Consider the following 18780-nt stretch of genomic DNA (forward strand, 5'->3'; position numbering starts at 1 on the left):
GCCGTGCGGCTCAGCCCACCAGCTCGGCGCGACCCGCCTCCATGAGCCCGCGCACGTAGGCGGCCTGCCCGACGTGCTGCTGGTCGTCGTTGATGACGCTGACCAGCCGCACCCCGAGGCTGACGGGCGGGTCCCAGCGCTCGTCGACGATGCGGTCGAGGTCCTCCAGGCCCAGGCCCGAGACGAAGGCGACGCTCTGCTCGTGCACCGCGTCCAGGTAGCCGGTGAGCAGCTCCGGGGCGACCCGCACGGCGTCCACCTCGGTCGGCGAGTGGCCGTAGCCGGTGTCGGCGTCGTCGAACGGCAGGCCGAACCGCCTCGCCCACCCCTGGGTGGTCCAGACCTGCTCAACCCCGGCGAGGTCGGCCACGTGGTCGTCCTGGATGCGAGCCAGGTGCCAGACCAGCCAGGCGATCGAGTTCGCCTCGGGGCCGGGCCGCTCGGCCAGCTCCTCGGCGGCGAGTCCCTCGACGGCCTCGTGCACCCCCTCCCTGATGCGGTTGAAGGAGTCGACCAGCAGCTCACCCAGCGTCATGCCCTCGATGCTAGGCAGGGAGTGCGCCCGCGGCACCCGACGATCGGGGGAGAATGCTGCCGAGCCCGTCGACCCATGCAGGGAGGCCCGTGGACGCGCACGACGTCCTGACCGTCGCCGAGGTCGCTCGCCGCAGCGGCTTCGCCCCCTCGGCGCTGCGCTACTACGAGCGGGAGGGACTCATCCAGGCCTCCCGCACGGCCGGTGGGCAGCGCCGTTACACCCGGTCGGTGCTGCGCCGGCTCGCGTTCATCCGGGCCGCGACCAACGTCGGGCTCTCGCTGGAGGAGGTGCGGGCCGAGCTCGCCCGTCTCCCCGAGAACCGGACCCCCACCAAGGCCGACTGGACCCGCATCTCGGCCCACTGGCGGCACCGGCTCGACGAGCAGGTGGCCGCCCTCGAGGCGCTGCGCGACCGGCTCGACTCGTGCATCGGCTGCGGCTGCCTGAGCCTGAAGCAGTGCGGCATCTCCAACCCCCGGGACGAGGCGGCCACCTCCCCCGAGGCACCGGGAGCCACGAAGCTCCCGCCGCTGCTGCGGCGCCCTCGCCCTGTCGACGGCCTCGAGGCTGACGCATGAGCGTTGAGGGGGAGGTCGCCGCGGGGTTCGAGGAGGTGCGCCACGCCTTCACCGAGGTCATCGACGCCCAGCCGGGCACCGGGGCGGCGGTCGCCGCCTGGCACGACGGCCGGTGGGTGGTGGACCTCTGGGGTGGCCACGCCGACGCAGACCGCACCCGACCCTGGCAGCGCGACACCATCGCCATGCCCTACTCGGTCACGAAGCCGTTCGCGGCGCTCACGGCCCTCGTGCTCGTCGACCGCGGTCGGCTCGACCTCGACGCCCCCGCCCAGCGGTACTGGCCCGAGCTGCACGCCCCGGCCACGGTGCGTCAGGTGCTCTCGCACCAGACCGGGCTCGTCGCGCTGGCCGAGCCGGCACCCGAGTCGCTGTGGCACGACTGGGACGCGATGTGCGCCCGGCTGGCGTCCGAGCAGCCGCTGTGGGAGTCGGGCACCGCGATCGGTGAGAGTGCCCTCTTCTACGGCCACCTCGTGGGCGAGCTCGTGCGTCGGGTCGACGGCAGGACCCCCGGCGCCTTCCTCCGCGACGAGGTCTGCGGTCCGCTCGGCCTCGACTTCGCCATCGGGCTGCGCGACGCCGAGCTCACCCGGGCCGCCGACCTGACCGGCCTGGATGCACCGCAGTGGTCGCGCGACGCCCCGGGACGGTTCGAGCTGTTGCGCCGAGCACTCTTCAACCCGCCGGGCGCCTTCACCACTGACGTGGTCAACAGCGAGCGCTTCCGACGGGCCGAGGTGCCGGCCATCAACGGGCACGGCACCGCCCGCGCCGTGGCCGGCCTGTATGCCGCGCTGCTGCAGGGACAGCTCCTGTCGCCGGCACTGCGGGACGAGGCGGCGCGCGCCCAGGCGTCGGGTGTGGACCGCGTGATGGGCGGGGAGCCGCGGTCATGGGGCCTCGGCTTCGCGGTCGACGACGACGGCTGGGGCATGGGCGGCACCGGTGGCAGCGTGGGCTGGGCGTGCACCCGCGGGGCCTACGCCTACGGCTTCGTGACCGGCAGCATGGGCAGCCACGACCGCTCCGACGCCGTCGAGAACGCCCTGCGCTCCGTCATCGGCGTCCCACCCCTGTGACACACCGCGGAAGGGCTCAGTCGGAGGCCGCCTCGCGCTGGTCGTCGGTGTAGTCCAGCATCAGCGACGCCTCGCGGCCTGCCATCCCCTGGGACCGGGCGGTGCGGTAGCGGCTGACGTTGGCCGAGGTCGCGCCCATCACGGCGTGCACGCTGTCGCGGCTGTAGGTCACGGCATGCGCGGCGTCGACGCCGATGCTGGCGCCCACCTCGATGGCGTCCTGGTCGGCTCCCATGTAGAGGAACTGCCAGTCGTGGTCGCGGGTCTGACGCTCGATCAGCGCCTTGACCTGAGCGTGGGTGTACTCGCTGGAGGCGTTCTCGTGGCCGTCGGTCATGATGCCGATGACGACGCTGCCGGGACGCTCGGCGCCCGGCAGCCGCGAGATGCGCTCGCCGGCGCTGGTGACCAGGCGGCCGATGGAGTCGAGCAGGGCGGTGGTGCCCCGCGGCTCGAGCCGCAGCGGCGGCACGTCCGCGATCGGGCGGTCCGCGAAGACCTGCTCGTACTCGTTGTCGAACTGCGCCAGGGTGACGCGGCACTCGCCCGGCTGGCGGCGCTGCTCCTCAATGAAGGCGTCGAACCCGCCCTGGGTGTCCTGCTTGATCGACTGCATCGATCCCGAGCGGTCGAGCAGGAAGTACAGGTGGGTGAGGTTGGTGTTGGTCATGCGTCCCCCTTCGAGGTGGTCCTGCGGCGCCCGGGTGGCGTCGGTCAGGTCGTGCGTCGCGCCCGGAAGCGCATGGGTCTGTTCGCGGGGGCACCCTCGGCGGGGTCCGCGGTCCGGTGCCGGCCCTGCTCGAGGTCGTAGCGGGCACGCTCGACGCCCGAGGCCGTCACCCGCCCGCTCTCACTGCCGTAGGCCGCGAGGAGACTCGTGCGCGCCAGGCGCGGCCCGACGGCGTTCTCGGACAGTCCGGCGAGCATTCCCGCGCTGCGGATGCTGCTGCCCGACTCGACGATGACCGCGGCCATGGCCTCGTCGACCGCCGCGGTGAGGTGCTCCTGCGCTGCCCGCAGGTGGGGCAGCGCAGCGTCGGGCTGCTCGGGGTCGACCTGGGCCAGCTCCGCCTCGGCGGCAGCGACGGCCTCGGCGACGGCGTTGGTCTCCTTGCGCTTCATGGCACCGACTGTACCGCACTAACTGCGGATACTCAACACGTGCGACTCAGAACCTTGTGCGGGGTGGTGTCCACAGGCCGTGGGCCGGGCAGGCAACCGGGGCTACCGCTGGGCCGGCGCGCCGACCTCCCTCGGGACCTGGACGCGGATCTCCTCGCCGAGGCGGGCGCCGTCGAGCAGCTGCAGGCCGTCGCCGGACCAGAACATGCCGGGGTCGTAGAAGTTCGTCGGCCGCTGGCCGTCGAGCAGCCCCATCGCCTGGTAGGTCGCCGCCACCACCTCCGCGCAGTACGTCGTCTCGAGGGCCGCGTGGCGGCGCAGTCGACCCCGCAGCCACCGGCCGGCGAGCGCCGCGGTCGCGGGGAAGGGCGTGCCGTCGAGCCGGGCGATGGTGCGCAGCACGGCGTCCTCCATCTCCCGCGTCACGGGTGTCTGGAGCTGGCGCAGCCAGGCGCGCTGCTCGTAGCGGTCGCACCACTGCACGACCGCATCGCTGAGGTCGTGCAGCTGCACGCCGCGGTGGTGGGTGCCGGTCCAGACGTCGAGCAGGCCGTGCCCGAGCTCGGCGTGCCACATCAGGGGCGGCAGGTCGTCGAGCACCACGGCCATGCCCACGTGGTTGACCGGCGCGTTCGTGACGGCCCTGATCGCGTGGTCTGCCGCCGACCTGCCGCGGAAGAGCCACACGTCGCCGGTGCGCGTCAGGTCGACGGCCGCGTCTAGGCTCAGCACTGCCTCGTCCACGGAAGGGTCTCCTGTCGTGAAGCTCTGGAAAGTCCTCGGGATCGCCGGCCTCGCCGGCGTCGCCGCCACCGGGGCCATCATGGCCCGTGACCAGCGTCGGCGCGTGCAGCTCGAGCCCGACGAGATCCGCAGCCGGCTGCAGGAGCGGCTGGAGCAGGCGGAGTCCACCAGCCCCTCCCCGCCGCGGCAGGCATGACGTCGCGCCGGCCCCTTCGGCAAGGACCGGCGCGGCGGCAGGTGTCAGCTCTCGGCCGGGGCCGGTGACGCAGGACGGTGCTCCGCGACCGCGTCGGCAGCCCAGGTGACCGGTGTACCGGTGACGGTGCGCTCCTGCACCATCTCGGCGGTCATCGCGATGCACTCGGAGAGCAGGTCGACGAGCCGGTCGTACGGGTCGTCGACACAGGCCTCCGACATGCCCTCGACCGCGAGTGCCACCAGGTGCGGTGCGGTCTGGCGCCGGAACGCCCGGGCCGTCAGCGGCAGGTCGGCCCGGAACTCGCGCGCCCACTGCTCGGCCGCGGGCACCTGGTCGAGCGCGTCGCGTGACTCCGGTGTCAGGCTGTCGCGCGGCCGGCCGTCCAGCTCGGCGAGCATCCGCTCACACGAGAGGATCCCCAGGGCGAGCACGTTCTGTCGCGTCGCGGAGGCGATCGGCAGGGCGGTGGTCGCGCTGTGCAGCGCCAGCCTCGCGTCGACGTGCAGGTCGTCGCTGGTCAGCCCGATCACGGAGGGGATCATCGGCGCGAGCCGGGAGCGCACGGAGTCGGGCACCGTGTCGTTGATCTGGCGGGCCAGTCCGGCCAGCAGCGGGTGCGTGCACTTCGGATGGTCGCTCCACCGCTCGCCCGCGAGGTAGGACGCCATCTCCATGAAGCAGGCGCCCTTGCGGGGTGAGCGGTGACGTCCGGTCGAGAGCACAGGGACGATGTCCGGCGAAAGAGCGACGCGTCGCGACATGGTGACTCCCACGGGTCGGTGAAAGGAGGTGGACCCCTGATCAGTCTGCGCCTGCCCGGGCCGCCACGCCACCGTTCTGCCGGGCCATTTCCCGTGGCACCGGTGGCGACGCGTTCGCCAGTCCCGACCGCGCCGGGTCGGCGCGCGCAGCGTGGCCGGCAGGGTCAGTGCTCGGCGTCCCAGTCGATGCGCGGGAGGCCCAGCAGCAGCGAGGCCGCCGGGCTGCGCGGGCTGCGCACCGCGGTGCCGTCCTCGACGTGGATCTCGCCTCCGGCCCACTTAGGGTCGCCCGGCACCGGGCCGAGCGGGTCGGGCGGCTCCTCGCCGGAGCCGGGTCGGGCCAGGGCGCGCCCGAGGGCCTCGCGCAGGGGCGTGAGCCTGTAGCCGGCCGGCAGCAGGTCGGCCCTGAAGTCCTCCTCACGGCAGACCATGTCGTGGTGCAGGCTCTCCACGAGCGCCTCCACCGTGGCGGACGGCACGTCGGTGAGCTGTCCGGCCAGCCACCCGACCAAGCCCGTGGGCGCCACCGGCAGGGTCACCTCCGGGCGCACCAGGCCGGCGACCTCGGCGTAGAGGTCGAGCAGCCCCCGGTAGGAGATCCGCTCGTCGCCGCCGATGTCGTAGGCACGGGTGACCGGGTCCACGTCGAGGCAGCGGACGAGCACCTCGAGGGTGTCGCCCACGGCCATCGGCTGGACGTCCGAGCTCATCCAGGCGGGGACGGTGCGCACCGGAAGCCGCTCGGAGAGCTGGCGCAGGATCTCGAAGGACGTGGAGCCGCTTCCCACGACGATCGCCGCGCGCAGGGTGAGCGTCGGCACGCCCGAGGCGGCGAGGATCTGCTCGACCTCGTGGCGCGAGCGCAGGTGCGCCGAGAGTCGCTCGGGTGGCACCGGCGGCACGAGGCCGGAGAGGTAGACGAGCCGGCCCACGTCGTGCTCGATCGCCGCGTGGGCGAGGTGGTGCGCAGCCTGCCGGTCACGGTTGACGAAGTCAAGGCCACCCATCGCGTGCACGAGGTAGTAGACCGCCTCGGCGCCCTCGACGGCCGTCATCACCTGGCTGGGCTCGTGCACGTCCATGCCGACGGCGGTCACGTCCGCGCGCCACGGGAAGCGGTCCGCGGTCTCCACCTTCGAGAACGTGGCAGTGACCTCATGGCCCCGCTCGAGGAGCAGGGGCACCAGCCGCCGGCCCACGTAGCCGCTGGCCCCGGTCACGAGCACTCTCACCGCTCGATGGAAACAGAGGCCGACCAGGTCGGCAACGCCACGGCATACCGGCCGGTGGGCAGGGCGTCTCAGTTGAGGTTGACCGGGGGCTCGGGGGGACGGCCCACCGCACCGAGCGCGGCGTGCACCGCCTGCTCGCGGCGCACCAGCTGCAGCCCGAGCCGCAGCCGGGCCTCGGTGTCACTGCTCGCGAGCAGCAGCTGGCGGTCGCCGATGTCGAGGATGAGGGCCCGGGGGACCCAGTAGGACAGCTCCCACGGGTCGACCGGCGGCTCGAGGGGATCGGCACCGACGTCGGCGCGGTAGCGCAGGAGCTCGCTGCGCAGGCGTGGGGCGAGGGCGGCCACCGCGTCGCGGTCGCCGAGGGGCTCGCTCAGCCAGCTGACGACCCCGGTGGGGTAGGCCGTGCCGGCGGCCTCGTCGACTCCCTCGAGCCGGAAGCGTGAGATGCCCGTGGAGATGACGAGGAAGCGGTTGTCGCCCAGGGCGGCGGCCTGGGTCAGCTGGGCCGCGCACCCGACGGCGTGCAGCGCCTTGACGCCGTCGGCGCCGACCTCGTGGCCCTCACGGATGGCGACCACGCCGAAGACCGGCACCTGCCGGTCCTGGTTCTCGATGAGGTCGTGCAACAGCTGCAGGTACCTCGGTTCGAAGACCTGCAGGGGGAGCTGGGCGCCCGGCATGAGCACCGTGCCGAGGGGGAACAGTGGCAGCACGGCCATGACCCAGCGTACGTCCGCCGCCCGGTGCCCGAGCCGGGCCCACCGCCTCCGAGCCGGGCCCGGCCTCCCTGGAGGCCGCCGCCGCTCACAGGAAGTCGGTCGGGTCGAACTCGTCGATCGGGATGACCCGCACGCGGGGCAGCGGGGAGCGAAAGGCCCGCACGTCGTACTCGAGGTCGAAGAACTCCAGGCCGCGCTCCTCGAGGCGCACGAACCCGGCGTTGGCGAACTCCTCGAAGGCCACGACCCCGACGCGGCGGCCGTCGATGAGGCCCTCGAGCTGGGGGAGGAAGTCTCCGTCGTGGCTGACGAGCATGAGGTCGGCCTCGCGCCGCTGGAGCTCGACCATGGTGCGCTGGATGGCGAGGTCGACGACCTTCTGGTGCGGGCCGCCCGAGAGCGGGATCGGCCGGTAGCCCATGGCCAGCAGGGCTTGGATGAACGGCATCGGGAGCTCCCCGCTGCCGGCGGCGAGGAAGAACAGTCCGCGCGCGGGCTGGCCCCACTCCTCCTCGGCGAACTGCAGGAGCCGGTCCCAGCGGGGCCGCTCGTCGGGCTGGGGGCGCCGCGACAGGATCGAGGTGCCGAGCGTGGCGTCGACGTTCTCGCCGTCGACGAGGACGTAGGTGGTGCGGGAGCTCTGCTCGGCCATGGCCCGACCATAGGGGAGCAGGCGGGTACCCGGCGCGGGGATGGCCCGCGTGGCAGACTGCGAGCGCCCGGACCGTCGCCGCCCGACCGCCTGAAGGAGTGACCGCCATGGACGCCGCCGCTCCGCGCGCGACCCTCGTCAACCTCGCGAACGCCTTCGGGGTGGCCACCGAGTACTGGGACTGGCAGGGCGGGCACGTCACCGTGCCGGACGGGACGATCCGGGCCGTGCTCGGCGCCCTCGGCGTCGAGGCCGGCACCGACGAGGATGCCGCACGGTCGCTGGCGGCCGTGGACGAGCGCCACTGGCGCCGCACCCTGCCACCCACCGTCGTGTGCCGCGAGGGCTGGACGCCATGGGTGCCGGTGCACGTGCCGCACGGCTCCAGCGTCCACCTCGAGGTGGAGCTCGAGGACGGCGGCGCCCGGCCCGTGCGCCAGGTCGACCACTGGGTCGACCCGCGCGGGGTCGACGGCGCCGAGGTCGGGGAGGCGACCTTCGAGCTGCCCGGCGACCTGCCCCTGGGCTGGCACCGGCTGCGCGCCCACGTCAGCGGACCCGCGGAGGGGGACGGCCCGGCCACCGGATGGACCGCGGAGGCCACCCTCGTCGTGACCCCGGGCTCCCTTGCCCTGCCCACCGCCCTGCGCGAAGGGCGGGTGTGGGGCCTGATGGAGCAGGTGTACCAGGTGCGCTCGAAGGACTCCTGGGGCATCGGGGACCTGTCCGACCTCGCCGAGCTCGCCGCCTGGGCGGGGGAGGACCTCGGGGCGGACTTCGTCCTCGTCAACCCGCTCCACGCCGCGGAGCCGGTGGCGCCCATGGAGCCCTCGCCCTACCTGCCGACCACCCGTCGCTTCGTCAACCCCGTCTACCTGCGGGTCGAGGAGATCCCCGAGGCGGCCGGCCTGTCCGGGGCCGCCCTGCGGAGGGCGCGCGACGCCGCCGAGTCGGCCCGTGCGCTCAACGCGCAGGACGCCATCGACCGCGACGCGGTGTGGGCGGCCAAGAGGGTGGCCCTGCACGAGGTCTACCGGCTGGGGCTGAGCGGCCGGCGGGCCCGCGACTTCGCCCGCTACTGCCGCACCGAGGGCGAGGGTCTGCTCACCTTCGCCACGTGGTGCGCCCTCGCCGAGGAGCACGGCCTGCCGTGGACGTCCTGGCCTGCGGACCTGCAGGACCCGACGTCGCAGGCGGTCGCGGACTTTCGCGAGAGCCACCGTGACGAGGTCGACTTCCACCGCTGGCTGCAGTGGGTGCTCGACGGAGCGCTGGCCACGGTGCAGCGCGACGCCCGGGCCGCCGGGATGTCGCTCGGCGTCGTGCACGACCTCGCCGTCGGGGTGAACCCGCGCGGGGCCGACGCCTGGGGTCTTGCCGACGCGCTGGCCCGCGGGGTCACCGTCGGCGCCCCACCGGACCAGTTCAACCAGCTCGGCCAGGACTGGGACCAGCCGCCGTGGCGGCCGGACCGCCTCGCCGAGCTCGGCTACGCGCCCTACCGCGACATGCTGCGCACCGTGCTGAGGGACTCCGGCGGCATCCGGGTCGACCACATCATCGGCCTCTTCCGGCTCTGGTGGGTGCCCCAGGGCCACCCCGCGAGCGAGGGCACCTACGTCCGCTACGACCACGAGGCCCTCGTCGGGATCCTGGTGCTCGAGGCGCAGCGCGCCGGCGCCGTCGTCGTGGGCGAGGACCTCGGCGTGGTCGAGCCGTGGGCGCGCGACTACATGCGCGAGCGCGGCATCCTCGGCACCTCCATCCTGTGGTTCGAGTGGGACGCCGATGGCCTCCCGCTGCCGCCGGAGCAGTACCGCGACCTGTGCCTGTCCACCGTCACCACCCACGACCTGCCCCCGACGGCCGGCTACCTCGGGCTCGAGCACGTCGCCCTGCGCGACCGGCTGGGCCTGCTGACGCGGCCGGTCGAGGAGGAGCGGGCCGTCGAGGAGGAGTCCATCGGCAACGTGCGGGCGATGCTCGCAGGGCGCGGGTTGCTGCCGGAGGGCGCCGGCGTGCCCGAGACCGTCGAGGCCCTCCACCGGCTGCTGGGCCAGTCCCCCTCGCGGATGCTCGGCGTCGCGGTCACCGACCTCGTCGGAGACATCCGCAGCATCAACCAGCCGGGCACCTCGGACGAGTACCCGAACTGGCGGCTGCCGCTGGCCGGCCCCGACGGCAAGCCGGTCGGGCTCGAGGAGGTCATGGCCTCGCCGTGGGCCGTCAGGCTGGCCGAGGCGGTCAGCCGGCGGTCGTAGCGGCCGGGGACCGGTTCACCCCGGGCGAGTGAGGCGGCTTCGCCCGGTCGCTTCCTAGCGTGGAGGGACGCACGACCGTATGCCGCGTGCAGCCCACGGCCGCGAGGGCCGCCGGCCCCGTTCGTCTCTCCTGGAGGGCCCATGGCCACCGACCTCTCCCTCAGCACCGAACCCGCGACCCGGGCGCCTTCCACCTGGTCGACCGACGGCCGGACTTTCACCTGCACCACGTCGCTGGACCGGGCACCGGCACCCGGCGACGTCGTGGTGCTCGAGACGGCTCCGGGGCAGCGGCTGCTCGGGCAGGTCCGCTCCAGCGCCCCCACGGCGCACGCCGGCGACGACCCCACGGGGGTCGGTTCGGGCGTTGTCCTAGGGGTGCTCGACGAGGCGGGTGGGCCGAGCAGCGCGCCGGTCCGCCCGTTCGCCTCCGCCGTCGTGCAGCCCGCCTCGGCCGAGGTCCTCGAGACCCTGCAGGGCGTCCGTGGTGCCGGGCTCGAGGTCGGCACGTGGCGGTCGGGCGACGTGACGGTGCCGGCTCGGCTGCGCGCCCACGGCTTCAACAGGCACACCTTCCTGTGCGGGCAGAGCGGGTCGGGCAAGACGTACGCCCTCGGTGTCGTGCTCGAGCAGCTGCTGCTCCACACCGGCCTGCGCATGGTGGTGCTCGACCCGAACGGCGACTTCACCCGGCTGGGCCAGGTGCGGCCCGAGGCCCCGGCCGACGTCGCCGAGCGCCTCGCGGCGACCGACATCCGGGTGCTCCGCCCCGACGCGGGGGGCGGCGAGCCGCTCCGGCTGCGCTTCCGGACCATGCCGCGAGCGGCCCAGGCGGCCATCCTGCGGCTCGACCCCTTGGCCGACCGGGCCGAGTACAACCTCTTCCTGCACCTCGGCCACAGCTACGCCGAGGCGGGCGTCGAGTCGCTGGTCTCCGGGCTGCGCGCCGGCGGCGGCGCCGAGCAGTCCCTGGCCGCGCGGATCGAGAACCTCGGCCTCCTCGAGTGGGAGGTCTGGGCCGGCGAGAGGACGACCGCGGCCGACGTGGTGGCCGCGGGCACCCGCGCCACGGTGATGGACCTCGGTGGCTTCCGCGACCCGATCGAGCCACAGGCGGTCGCCCTCGACGTCGTCGAGTCGCTGTGGGCGCAGCGGGAGACCCGGACACCGACCCTCATCGTCGTCGACGAGGCCCACAACCTGTGTGTCGCCGAACCTCGTGGACCGGTGCAGACGGCGGTGACCGAGCGCCTCACCCAGATCGCGGCGGAGGGACGCAAGTACGGCCTGTGGCTGCTGCTGTCGACCCAGCGGCCGTCGAAGGTCCACCCGCAGGTGCTCAGCCAGTGCGACAACCTCATGCTGATGCGGATGAACTCGCCCGGTGACCTCGCCGAGCTCGCGGCCCTCTTCGGCTTCGCCCCCGAGCAGATGCTGCGCACGTCGCCGTTCTTCGGCCAGGGCGAGGCACTGTTCGCCGGCGGCTTCGTGCCCGCACCGATGTTCGCCCGGATGGGCACCCGCCTGACCCTGGAGGGCGGCAGCGACGTGGCCGTGCCGGCCGGTGCACGCTGAGGCGGCGTCCGCACCGTGAGACCCCGGCGCCCCTCTGCTGGACCGTCACCGGTGCGCCGTGCTCCACTTCTGCCATGTCTTCGACCACCGCGGCCGGCCGCGCGCACATGACCCCCATGTGCCGCCGTGCCATGCGGTGTTGCTGCTGCGCCTGACCCAGCCCGCACAGCCTCCGGCGCCAGGCACCTCTGGCCGGCGCCCCGAACCGGAAGACATCGATGGAAGCCAGCCTCACGGCATACCGCCGCCTCCACATCGACCTGCACCTGACCGACAGCGACCTGTGTCGGCGAATGCGCACCCCGCAGCCGCCCGACCTTCCCTTCGCTGACCCCAGGAGCAGACATGTCCGTCATCACCACCGCCGGGACCCCCGGCGTCAACCGCTTCACCCGCAACCAGCTGCTGCGCACCGCACGGCTCTTCGCCACTGACCCCGACCTGCACCGCCTCGTCGACGTCGACGCACCCGAGCGCCAGTGGCGACGGCTCGACGCCACCGACCACCTCGAGATCTGGCTCATCGCGTGGCCGGGCCGCACGACCACCGGGTGGCACGACCACGACGTCTCCGAGGGCGCGTTCCTCACCGTCCGCGGGACGCTCACCGAGACCGCGTGGTCCGGCGGCACCTTCCACGACCGTGAGCTCACCGCCGGCGAGGGCCGCTCGTTCGGCGCCCGTCACGTCCACGAGGTGTCGAACCTCGGGTCGCTGCCGGCCCTGTCGGTGCACGTCTACTCACCCGCGCTGACGCGCGTGACCCGGTATGCCGTCGTGGACGACCGCCTCGAGCGCACCGGAGTGGAGTGGGCGGGGGAGGACTCGTGAGCACCACGAACTCGACCGCAGTCCGCGCCACCGTTACGCACTGGGAGACGACGCTGTTCAGCGCCGGACCCGTCGCGCCGGGCGGGTCTGCTCGCGGACGGGGCTGGGACGCGCCGGCCTACGACGGCATCGACGACCAGCCGGCCGACGCCCGCACCCGGCTCGACCGCGTGAGCGCCAGGGCTGCCTTCCAGGAGGTGCTCCACAGGCGGGCCGTCCTGGTCGACATCCGGCCGGCGGCCCAACGTGCGGTCGAGGGAGAGGTGGCCGAGTCGCTGGCGCCGCTCGTGGTCGAGCGCAACGCGCTGGAGTGGCGGTTCGACCCACGGCACGAGGCCCGGCTGCCACAGGCCGGCTTCGACGCGCGGGTGATCCTGATGTGCCAGGAGGGCTACACCTCGTCGCTGGCCGCCGAGGTCCTGCTGCGGTTGGGCGTCGCGCGGGCGACCGACGTGGTGGGTGGCTTCGCCGCCTGGCGCTCGGCTGGTCTGCCGGTGGGGGACCGCAATCGGGGCTGACGGAGCGCGGGGAGCTAGTCGTTCTCGGTGTCGCGGACGACCCGGTGCACGGTGTGCTGCGCAGCCGTGGGGTCCGTGGGCGTCTCCACCTCGGTGACGACGTGCTCTCGCTCGATGGTGCGCCGGGAGTGGGCGATCACCGCACCGCCGGCCACCATGAGGATCAGGCCCACCACCTGCAGGTCGACACCGGGCGCGTCGACCCGGACCGCGAAGGTCAGGATGGCGCCGAACACGGCCATGAGCACGCCCGCTCCCACGAGACCCGCCTCCTCGTCATCGACGACACTCGGACTCGTTCGAGTCTACGCAAAGCGGGCGAAACCGACACGGTGGCGAGTCGCGGCCACCTCCGGCTGCCCCGCCGCAGCTGAGCGCAAGCCTCCCACCACCGTTGCCCGGGCGCCCGTCGCATCATGCCGCGGCAGCGGCCTCCTCCGGGTCGTTGGCGAGCAGGAAGGACTGCAGGCCCGCAAGGTCGTCGGTGTTGAGGGCATCGACGTCGGCGGCGACGAGCTCGGACCACACCGCGTCCCGCGACGGACCAGCCAGGTCGGGGGTGGCCCAGAAGCGGACGTCGTAGCCGGCGGCGTGGGCGCGCTGCACGATCAGGTGGAGCTTGGCGCGCTCGGCCTCAGGCATCGGGCCGACACCGAGCCACGTGAAGTGCTTGGTCCAGTTGTCGCTCACGAGCGGCATGACTTCCGACGGCAGCCCGGACTCGAGGTCGGAGAGCCGACCGTCGTAGAACGAGCGACGCACCGCCGCAGCCTGGATCGCCACGAGGTCGCGGTTGCCCGAGATCACCGCCGTCACGGCCCGCTCGTGGACGCGGCCGCCCCGGGCGGCGGTGAACAGCTCCGGGTATCGGGCCAGCTCCCGTTCGATCACGGGCCAGGTCGAGGAGGCCTCGCTCTTGACGTCGATCAGGAGGCGGAGCGAGTCGCGCCAGCCCGGGTGGATCGCGCCACCGTTGTCGCGGAACCGCTGCCGCAGCGGCTCGAGGTAGGTGCTCGCCAGGGTCCTCGACGGGTCCGGCCCGTCGTGGCCGATGAAGAGCTGCCCGTCCACGAGCCAGACATCGGCCTCGACCGACGTGAAACCGTGGTCGAGGGCATCGAGCAACGGGCGGTCGTGCTCGTAGTCGTTGTGGGCATGGGCGCGTTCGAGAGGCTGGACAGCGTGCCGATCGGGCCCGCTCGCCGTCGCGGGGGCCACACCGGGCAGCGCGACGACGGCGACGAGGGCAAGCACCACGGCGAGGATCACGCCCTGGATGCGGTGGAATGTCATGGTTCGCATGCATCCCAGCCTGCTCGCGCGAGAGGGCGCCAACCACCTGCGGCTGGTAAGGACTTGGTGCTGCCCCGGTGATGAGTCGGTGAACGGGAGGTCTCGCGGCGTCACCCGGGAAGGAAGCTCATCCGGACGTCCCGCTGTGTGTTGTCGACGTTGATGTCGACCAGGCAGATGCTCTGCCACGTGCCCAGCGCGAGCCGGCCCTCCACCACGGGGATGGTGGCGTACGGCGGCACCAGCGCGGGCAGCACGTGGGAGCGGCCGTGTCCTCGGGAGCCGTGGCGGTGCCGCCACCGGTCGTCGGCCGGCAGCAGGTCCCGCAGGGCGCTCAGCAGGTCGTCGTCGCTGCCCGCCCCGGTCTCCAGGATCGCGAGCCCCGCGGTGGCGTGCGGCACGAAGACATGGAGCAGGCCGTCGCCGCGCCCGGCGACGAAGCGCCCGCAGTCGTCGGTGATGTCGAGGACGACGTCCTCGGTGCCGGTCCGGTAGCTCGTGGTCTCGGTGTGCATGAGCACATGCTCCACCGACCGCCGCGACGTCGCCCGCGCGGTCACCGATCCCGGGTCAGCTGACCCGGACGGTCACCGGCGGTGACTGCGAACCCGCGTGCTGGGAGTCGCCGGCATACCTGACGGTGAGGCTGCGCTGGCCCTTGGCGACGGGCGTCCACACGATGGTCGCGTTCCCGTTGCTGAGCGTGGCGGCGGTGCCGACGGGCTCCACGCCGTCGTAGAGCCGCACCAAACCGGTCGGCAGGCTGCTGCCGGTCGAGCTCACGGCGACGCTGACCGACAGGGGCTTGCCTGCCTTCACCACGGTCTTCGGCACCGACAGGGTGGTGGTCGTCGCATACCCCTCCACCGTCACCGAGCTGGTGGCGCGGCTCGGGAGGTAGGCGGGGCTGCCGCTGTAGTCCGCGGCCACGGGGTGGGTGCCGATCGGCAGCGTCGCGACCAGGACGGCGCGTCCGCTGCTGTCGAGGCTCACCGTGCCGAGGGACTTGGTGCCCTGCGTGAACACGACCTGCCCCGTCGGGGTCCCCGCCCCACCGGTGACGGTGGCGCTCAGTGTCACCTGCCCCCCACTGGTGGCCGTGGCGGCCAGCGAGGTGGTCGAGGCGACCGGCGAGCTCGTCGGGCCGGCGCGGAACCGGGCCCGCCCGGTGAGGGCCTCCGGGTGGCTCTCACAGTGCTGGACGAAGCTGACGTCGAGGCTGGCGATGGTGCCGTCCGGCGCCGTGCCGATCGAGTGCACCGTGAACTCCCCCAGCAGGGTGTTGCAGCCGCGGCCGCTGCCGGAGACGCTGAGCCCCGGCTGGCCGGTCCCACGGAACGGCGCCCGCACGGCGTTGTTGTACGTCCCCGGCTGCAGCGTCTCACCGGGCGCGGCCGCGAAGTCGGCCGTCCACCAGTCCCCGGTGGCGGGGTCGTCGACGCTGATGGATGCGTACTCGGCGTCGCCGCGGGCCGTGATCGAGGCAGTCGGTGGGACGTAGCTGGCCGTAGCCCCCTGCCCGATGTAGTCACCGTTCTGGCTCTTGAACCACAGTGACGTGTCCCCGCTCGACACGGTCTGCGAGAGACGAGCGGAGATGGCCGTGCCCTGCTTGGCGTAGAGCCAGTGGGCGCCGGGGGCGAGGCGGTCGGTCGTGAACCGGGCCAGGCTGGCGGCGTCGGGGCTGGCCTGGCCGATGACCTGGTCTCCGTCGAGGAACGTCACCGGTCCGGTGCCGGGGCTGACCCGCGCGGTCAGGGTGACCGGCTGGTTCGCGACGGTGCTGGGGTTCGACGAGGTGAGCACGATCGGCACGACGTAGGGAGCGGCATACTTCACCACGCCCGTCAGGGCCGCGCTGTCGCCCTCACAGTGCTGGGTGAACTCGGCGTCGAGCGACGTGATGCGACCCGCGGTGTCGGCGCTGATCGCGTGGATGGTGAAGCTGCCGGTCACCGTGTTGCACCCGCGGCCGGTCGAGCTGACCGAGAGGCCTGGCTGCAGGTCGTTGAACGGTGCGCGTGCAGCGTTCTGGTAGACGCCGGTCCTGAGCTGCTGTCCGCGCGGCGCGGCCAGGGTGACGCCCCACCACTGCGAACCGGTGTCGGCGCTGAAGCTCACCGAACCCGCCGTCCCACTGATCCCGAACGCCGTCGGCGCGGTCAGCGTGCCGCTGCCGCCCTGGCCGATGTAGTCGCCGGCCTGGCTGGCGTACGAGAAGTAGGTCTCGGTCTCCGCCAGCGCCTGGGCAGGCGCCGACAGCGCGACCCCGGTCAGCGGCGCCACCAGCACCGCACCCGCCACCACGCGACCCCACAGCGAACGTGCACGCATCACGAGCTCCCCCTGCTCCCCCTGCGCCGCGACCGGCGGGATGCCGGATGGTGCGGCAATGCGCGGCACAGGCTAGCCACAGCGGTATGCCGCGGGGGCGCTTTCGCCGAGAAGTGCGCCCGAAGGGGTTACCTCAGCAGCCTCGACGCGCCGTTGCGGACCTCGGTCAGAGCGTCGCGAGCCCCTTCACGACCGTGGCTGCCGCTCCGCCGAGCGCGAGGACCATGACGGCCCGGCTGGCGCGCTCGGCCGGGACCCGGCGGGAGAGCAGCTCACCCCCGGCGAGCCCGAGGGCCAGGGCTGCGAGCGAGACCGCCAGCGCGGGTCCCGGCAGGTCGGGCGCGCCCTTCGACAGCAACGAGGCCAGGTTGACGATCACCGAGTAGAACTGGAAGGTCGCCACGAACCGCCGGTGCTCCCAGGCGGTGCTGACCGCGTACAGCACCATCGCCGGACCCCCGACCCCGGCCGTGACGTTCATGAACCCGCTCGCCGCGCCCGCGGTGGCGGCACCTCCTCGTCCCCTCAGCACCCGGGCTCGGGGGCTCAGCTGCACCAGCGCCAGGGCGACGAGCACGAGGGAGCCGATCAGCAGGAGCAGCAAGGGTCCCGGCACTGAGCGGGCGACGAACGCTCCCACCGGGATGGCCAGCAGCGCGGGCAGGGCCAGCATCAGCCCCCGCCGCCACTCGACGTCGCGCCAGGTGCTGGCGAGGACGACCACGCTGACCACGAGTCCGAGGATGTTGGACAGGATGATGCCGTCGAAGGGCCCGGCGACGAGCACGAGCAGCGGTGCACTGACCAGGGCGAAGCCGATGCCCGTGACCCGTTGGGTGACCGCCCCCGCGGCGACGCCGAGGGGCAGCAGGAGCAGCTCGCCCGTCACGGGTACCGCCTCAGGGCCGTCACACCCCGACAGCGAGGTAGCGGACGTCCTGGAACTCCTCGAGCCCGGCCGCCGCGCCCTCGCGCCCGAGGCCGGACTGCTTGACGCCGCCCATGGGGGCGAAGGCCACCGACGGCAGCGCGTTGTTCGCGCCGACGATCCCGACCTCGAGCCGCTCCGCCACGCGCCAGAGCCGGCTCGCGTCGCGCGACCAGAAGTATCCGGCCAGTCCCATCTCGGTGGCATTGGCCCGGGCAACCGCCTCGTCCTCGGTGCGGAAGGAGAAGACTGCGGCGGCGGGGCCGAACACCTCTTGGGTCGCCAGCGCCGCGGTGTCGGGCACGTCCGTGAGGAGGGTCGGCGCGGCATACGTGCCCGCCGAAGGCAGCTCGAAGGTGCGCGTCAGGCGGGTCGCGCCACCCGCCAGGGCCTCGTCGACCATCGTCGTGACCGCGTCGACCCGGGATCGGTCGATGACCGGGCCGAGGTCGGGGCAGGCGTCGGCGAGCCCGTTGCCGACCGTCATCGCGTCCACGGCCTTGACCAGGCGCCCGGTGAACTCCTCGAAGACGGACTCGTGCACGACGAACCGGTTGGCGGCGATGCACGACTGGCCGGTGTTGCGGAACTTCGCGAGCAGTGCACCCTCCACGGCGGCGTCGAGGTCGGCGTCCTCGAAGACGATGAAGGCGGCGTCACCGCCGAGCTCGAGCAGCGGGCGGACCACCCGGCGCGATGCCGTCGCCATGATCTCCCGGCCCACCTCGGTCGACCCGGTGAAGCTGACGGCCCGCACCGACGCGTGCCCCAGCAGGGACTGGGTCACCTCACGGGCCGGTCCGTGCACCAGGTTGAGCACGCCGGCCGGCACCCCGGCGTCAACGAGGCAGCGGAACATCTCCGTGACCGCGAGCGGTGCCTTCTCCGAGACGCGCGCGACGACGGCGCAGCCAGCGGCGAGCGCAGGAGCGAGCTTGCGTGCCTGGATCGAGCACGGGAAGTTCCATGGCGTCAGCGAGGCGACGACCCCGACGGGTCGCCGGATCGTCAGGTGGCGGCGGCCGGCGGCCTCAGGCGGGATCACCTCTCCCTCGGGGCGGCGCGCCTGCTCGGCGAACCAGCGGAAGTACTCCGCGGAGAACGCCACCTCGCCCTGGGCCTCGGGCAGTCGCTTGCCGGCCTCGACGGCGAGCAGTCGGGCGATCTCGTCCGCGCGTTCGGTGAGCAGGTCGGCGGCCGCCCGCAGCAGGTCACCGCGGGTGCGGGCCGGCAGCGCGGCCCAGCCCTCCTGGGCGCGGGCAGCTGCGTCTGCTGCGCGCACTGCGTCCTCGGGCGTCCCCCACGCGCAATGGCCGGCCACCGAGCCGTCGGCGGGGTTGACGACCTCGATGGTCTCGTCAGGGCTCTCCCAGCGGCCGTCGACCAGGTGTGCGGCGAGCGTGCTCATCG

21 protein-coding genes are annotated in these 18780 nt (G+C 73.3%); 7 read left to right on the top strand and 14 right to left on the bottom strand.

All coding sequences use genetic code 11. The features are described from left to right. Window positions 1-10: 10 nt before the first annotated feature. Window positions 11-535 carry a DUF664 domain-containing protein gene (locus P2F65_RS08420; RefSeq protein WP_275805997.1) on the bottom strand — a complete coding sequence of 175 codons (525 nt, stop codon included), beginning with the start codon at window positions 533-535 and terminating at the stop codon, window positions 11-13. A gap of 89 nt (window positions 536-624) precedes the next feature. On the opposite strand from P2F65_RS08420, the gene soxR reads away from it, so the two are divergent. Then, a complete protein-coding gene (soxR, locus tag P2F65_RS08425) occupies window positions 625-1116 on the top strand; it encodes a redox-sensitive transcriptional activator SoxR (protein WP_275805999.1) in 492 nt (163 codons plus the stop codon). Further along, window positions 1113-2198 (top strand): serine hydrolase domain-containing protein, encoded by a 1086-nt coding sequence (locus tag P2F65_RS08430; protein WP_275806001.1) that lies wholly within the window; start codon window positions 1113-1115, stop codon window positions 2196-2198. Before soxR ends, P2F65_RS08430 begins: the two co-directional genes overlap by 4 nt. 16 nt (window positions 2199-2214) lie before the next feature. Here P2F65_RS08430 and P2F65_RS08435 read toward each other — a convergent pair whose 3' ends face one another. From P2F65_RS08435 to P2F65_RS08445, 3 genes are all read right to left on the bottom strand, one after another. Beyond that, window positions 2215-2868, bottom strand: coding sequence for a vWA domain-containing protein (locus P2F65_RS08435; protein ID WP_275806003.1), 654 nt, complete (start codon window positions 2866-2868; stop codon window positions 2215-2217). A gap of 44 nt (window positions 2869-2912) precedes the next feature. Beyond that, window positions 2913-3320 (bottom strand): hypothetical protein, encoded by a 408-nt coding sequence (locus tag P2F65_RS08440; protein ID WP_275806005.1) that lies wholly within the window; start codon window positions 3318-3320, stop codon window positions 2913-2915. Window positions 3321-3422: 102 nt separating this feature from the next. Next, window positions 3423-4064 carry a hypothetical protein gene (locus P2F65_RS08445; protein ID WP_275806007.1) on the bottom strand — a complete coding sequence of 214 codons (642 nt, stop codon included), beginning with the start codon at window positions 4062-4064 and terminating at the stop codon, window positions 3423-3425. A 16-nt stretch (window positions 4065-4080) separates the two neighbouring features. Between P2F65_RS08445 and P2F65_RS08450 the strand changes: the two genes are divergently transcribed. Continuing rightward, on the top strand, window positions 4081-4260 hold the full coding sequence (locus tag P2F65_RS08450) for a hypothetical protein (protein ID WP_275806009.1): 180 nt from the start codon (window positions 4081-4083) through the stop codon (window positions 4258-4260). Between the two features lie 44 nt (window positions 4261-4304). Here the strand turns inward: P2F65_RS08450 and P2F65_RS08455 are convergent, their stop codons facing one another. From P2F65_RS08455 to P2F65_RS08470, 4 genes are all read right to left on the bottom strand, one after another. Then, window positions 4305-5024: a hypothetical protein gene (locus P2F65_RS08455; protein ID WP_275806011.1), complete on the bottom strand. Its 720-nt coding sequence runs from the start codon at window positions 5022-5024 to the stop codon at window positions 4305-4307. A 164-nt stretch (window positions 5025-5188) separates the two neighbouring features. Further along, complete coding sequence (locus P2F65_RS08460) at window positions 5189-6256, bottom strand: NAD(P)H-binding protein (protein ID WP_275806013.1); 1068 nt, start codon at window positions 6254-6256, stop codon at window positions 5189-5191. Window positions 6257-6324: 68 nt separating this feature from the next. Next, complete coding sequence (locus tag P2F65_RS08465; protein ID WP_275806015.1) at window positions 6325-6978, bottom strand: LON peptidase substrate-binding domain-containing protein; 654 nt, start codon at window positions 6976-6978, stop codon at window positions 6325-6327. Window positions 6979-7063: 85 nt separating this feature from the next. After that, window positions 7064-7630, bottom strand: coding sequence for an NYN domain-containing protein (locus tag P2F65_RS08470; protein WP_275806017.1), 567 nt, complete (start codon window positions 7628-7630; stop codon window positions 7064-7066). A gap of 107 nt (window positions 7631-7737) precedes the next feature. Between P2F65_RS08470 and malQ the strand changes: the two genes are divergently transcribed. From malQ to P2F65_RS08490, 4 genes are all read left to right on the top strand, one after another. Further along, window positions 7738-9891: a 4-alpha-glucanotransferase gene (malQ, locus tag P2F65_RS08475; protein WP_275806018.1), complete on the top strand. Its 2154-nt coding sequence runs from the start codon at window positions 7738-7740 to the stop codon at window positions 9889-9891. Between the two features lie 141 nt (window positions 9892-10032). After that, window positions 10033-11466 (top strand): ATP-binding protein, encoded by a 1434-nt coding sequence (locus P2F65_RS08480; RefSeq protein WP_275806020.1) that lies wholly within the window; start codon window positions 10033-10035, stop codon window positions 11464-11466. 345 nt (window positions 11467-11811) lie between these two features. Further along, on the top strand, window positions 11812-12297 hold the full coding sequence (locus tag P2F65_RS08485) for a cysteine dioxygenase family protein (protein WP_275806022.1): 486 nt from the start codon (window positions 11812-11814) through the stop codon (window positions 12295-12297). Next, the gene (locus P2F65_RS08490; protein WP_275806024.1) at window positions 12294-12815 is read left to right on the top strand and encodes a rhodanese-like domain-containing protein; all 522 of its coding nucleotides are present in this window, start codon (window positions 12294-12296) and stop codon (window positions 12813-12815) included. Before P2F65_RS08485 ends, P2F65_RS08490 begins: the two co-directional genes overlap by 4 nt. Before the next feature lie 14 nt (window positions 12816-12829). On the opposite strand, the gene P2F65_RS08495 is transcribed toward P2F65_RS08490, so the two are convergent. The 6 genes from P2F65_RS08495 to P2F65_RS08520 all read right to left on the bottom strand — a co-directional run bounded on the left by P2F65_RS08495 (window position 12830) and on the right by P2F65_RS08520 (window position 18778). After that, window positions 12830-13075 (bottom strand): DUF6458 family protein, encoded by a 246-nt coding sequence (locus P2F65_RS08495; RefSeq protein ID WP_275806026.1) that lies wholly within the window; start codon window positions 13073-13075, stop codon window positions 12830-12832. A gap of 154 nt (window positions 13076-13229) precedes the next feature. Then, complete coding sequence (locus tag P2F65_RS08500) at window positions 13230-14117, bottom strand: phosphatidylinositol-specific phospholipase C/glycerophosphodiester phosphodiesterase family protein (RefSeq protein WP_345803682.1); 888 nt, start codon at window positions 14115-14117, stop codon at window positions 13230-13232. A 101-nt stretch (window positions 14118-14218) separates the two neighbouring features. Then, a complete protein-coding gene (locus tag P2F65_RS08505) occupies window positions 14219-14623 on the bottom strand; it encodes a secondary thiamine-phosphate synthase enzyme YjbQ (RefSeq protein ID WP_275806028.1) in 405 nt (134 codons plus the stop codon). A gap of 55 nt (window positions 14624-14678) precedes the next feature. Beyond that, complete coding sequence (locus P2F65_RS08510; RefSeq protein ID WP_275806031.1) at window positions 14679-16442, bottom strand: Ig-like domain-containing protein; 1764 nt, start codon at window positions 16440-16442, stop codon at window positions 14679-14681. 166 nt (window positions 16443-16608) lie between these two features. Continuing rightward, window positions 16609-17331, bottom strand: a complete 723-nt coding sequence (locus P2F65_RS08515; protein WP_275806033.1) for a TSUP family transporter — start codon at window positions 17329-17331, stop codon at window positions 16609-16611. 19 nt (window positions 17332-17350) lie between these two features. Beyond that, complete coding sequence (locus P2F65_RS08520) at window positions 17351-18778, bottom strand: NAD-dependent succinate-semialdehyde dehydrogenase (RefSeq protein ID WP_275806035.1); 1428 nt, start codon at window positions 18776-18778, stop codon at window positions 17351-17353. Between the last annotated feature and the right edge of the window lie 2 nt (window positions 18779-18780).

It is taken from the genome of Knoellia sp. p5-6-4 (assembly GCF_029222705.1).
Classification (GTDB): Bacteria; Actinomycetota; Actinomycetes; order Actinomycetales; family Dermatophilaceae; genus Pedococcus_A.

What these genes read in the sequence shown, in the direction of transcription:
- P2F65_RS08520 (WP_275806035.1), bottom strand. Translation starts at nt 18,778, where the DNA reads ATGAGCACGCTCGCCGCACACCTGGTCGACGGCCGCTGGGAGAGCCCT.
- P2F65_RS08510 (WP_275806031.1), bottom strand. Translation starts at nt 16,442, where the DNA reads ATGCGTGCACGTTCGCTGTGGGGTCGCGTGGTGGCGGGTGCGGTGCTG.
- P2F65_RS08455 (WP_275806011.1), bottom strand. Translation starts at nt 5,024, where the DNA reads ATGTCGCGACGCGTCGCTCTTTCGCCGGACATCGTCCCTGTGCTCTCG.
- P2F65_RS08485 (WP_275806022.1), top strand. Translation starts at nt 11,812, where the DNA reads ATGTCCGTCATCACCACCGCCGGGACCCCCGGCGTCAACCGCTTCACC.
- P2F65_RS08500 (WP_345803682.1), bottom strand. Translation starts at nt 14,117, where the DNA reads ATGCGAACCATGACATTCCACCGCATCCAGGGCGTGATCCTCGCCGTG.
- malQ (WP_275806018.1), top strand. Translation starts at nt 7,738, where the DNA reads ATGGACGCCGCCGCTCCGCGCGCGACCCTCGTCAACCTCGCGAACGCC.
- P2F65_RS08505 (WP_275806028.1), bottom strand. Translation starts at nt 14,623, where the DNA reads ATGCACACCGAGACCACGAGCTACCGGACCGGCACCGAGGACGTCGTC.
- P2F65_RS08435 (WP_275806003.1), bottom strand. Translation starts at nt 2,868, where the DNA reads ATGACCAACACCAACCTCACCCACCTGTACTTCCTGCTCGACCGCTCG.
- P2F65_RS08480 (WP_275806020.1), top strand. Translation starts at nt 10,033, where the DNA reads ATGGCCACCGACCTCTCCCTCAGCACCGAACCCGCGACCCGGGCGCCT.
- P2F65_RS08470 (WP_275806017.1), bottom strand. Translation starts at nt 7,630, where the DNA reads ATGGCCGAGCAGAGCTCCCGCACCACCTACGTCCTCGTCGACGGCGAG.
- P2F65_RS08430 (WP_275806001.1), top strand. Translation starts at nt 1,113, where the DNA reads ATGAGCGTTGAGGGGGAGGTCGCCGCGGGGTTCGAGGAGGTGCGCCAC.
- P2F65_RS08420 (WP_275805997.1), bottom strand. Translation starts at nt 535, where the DNA reads ATGACGCTGGGTGAGCTGCTGGTCGACTCCTTCAACCGCATCAGGGAG.
- P2F65_RS08440 (WP_275806005.1), bottom strand. Translation starts at nt 3,320, where the DNA reads ATGAAGCGCAAGGAGACCAACGCCGTCGCCGAGGCCGTCGCTGCCGCC.
- P2F65_RS08465 (WP_275806015.1), bottom strand. Translation starts at nt 6,978, where the DNA reads ATGGCCGTGCTGCCACTGTTCCCCCTCGGCACGGTGCTCATGCCGGGC.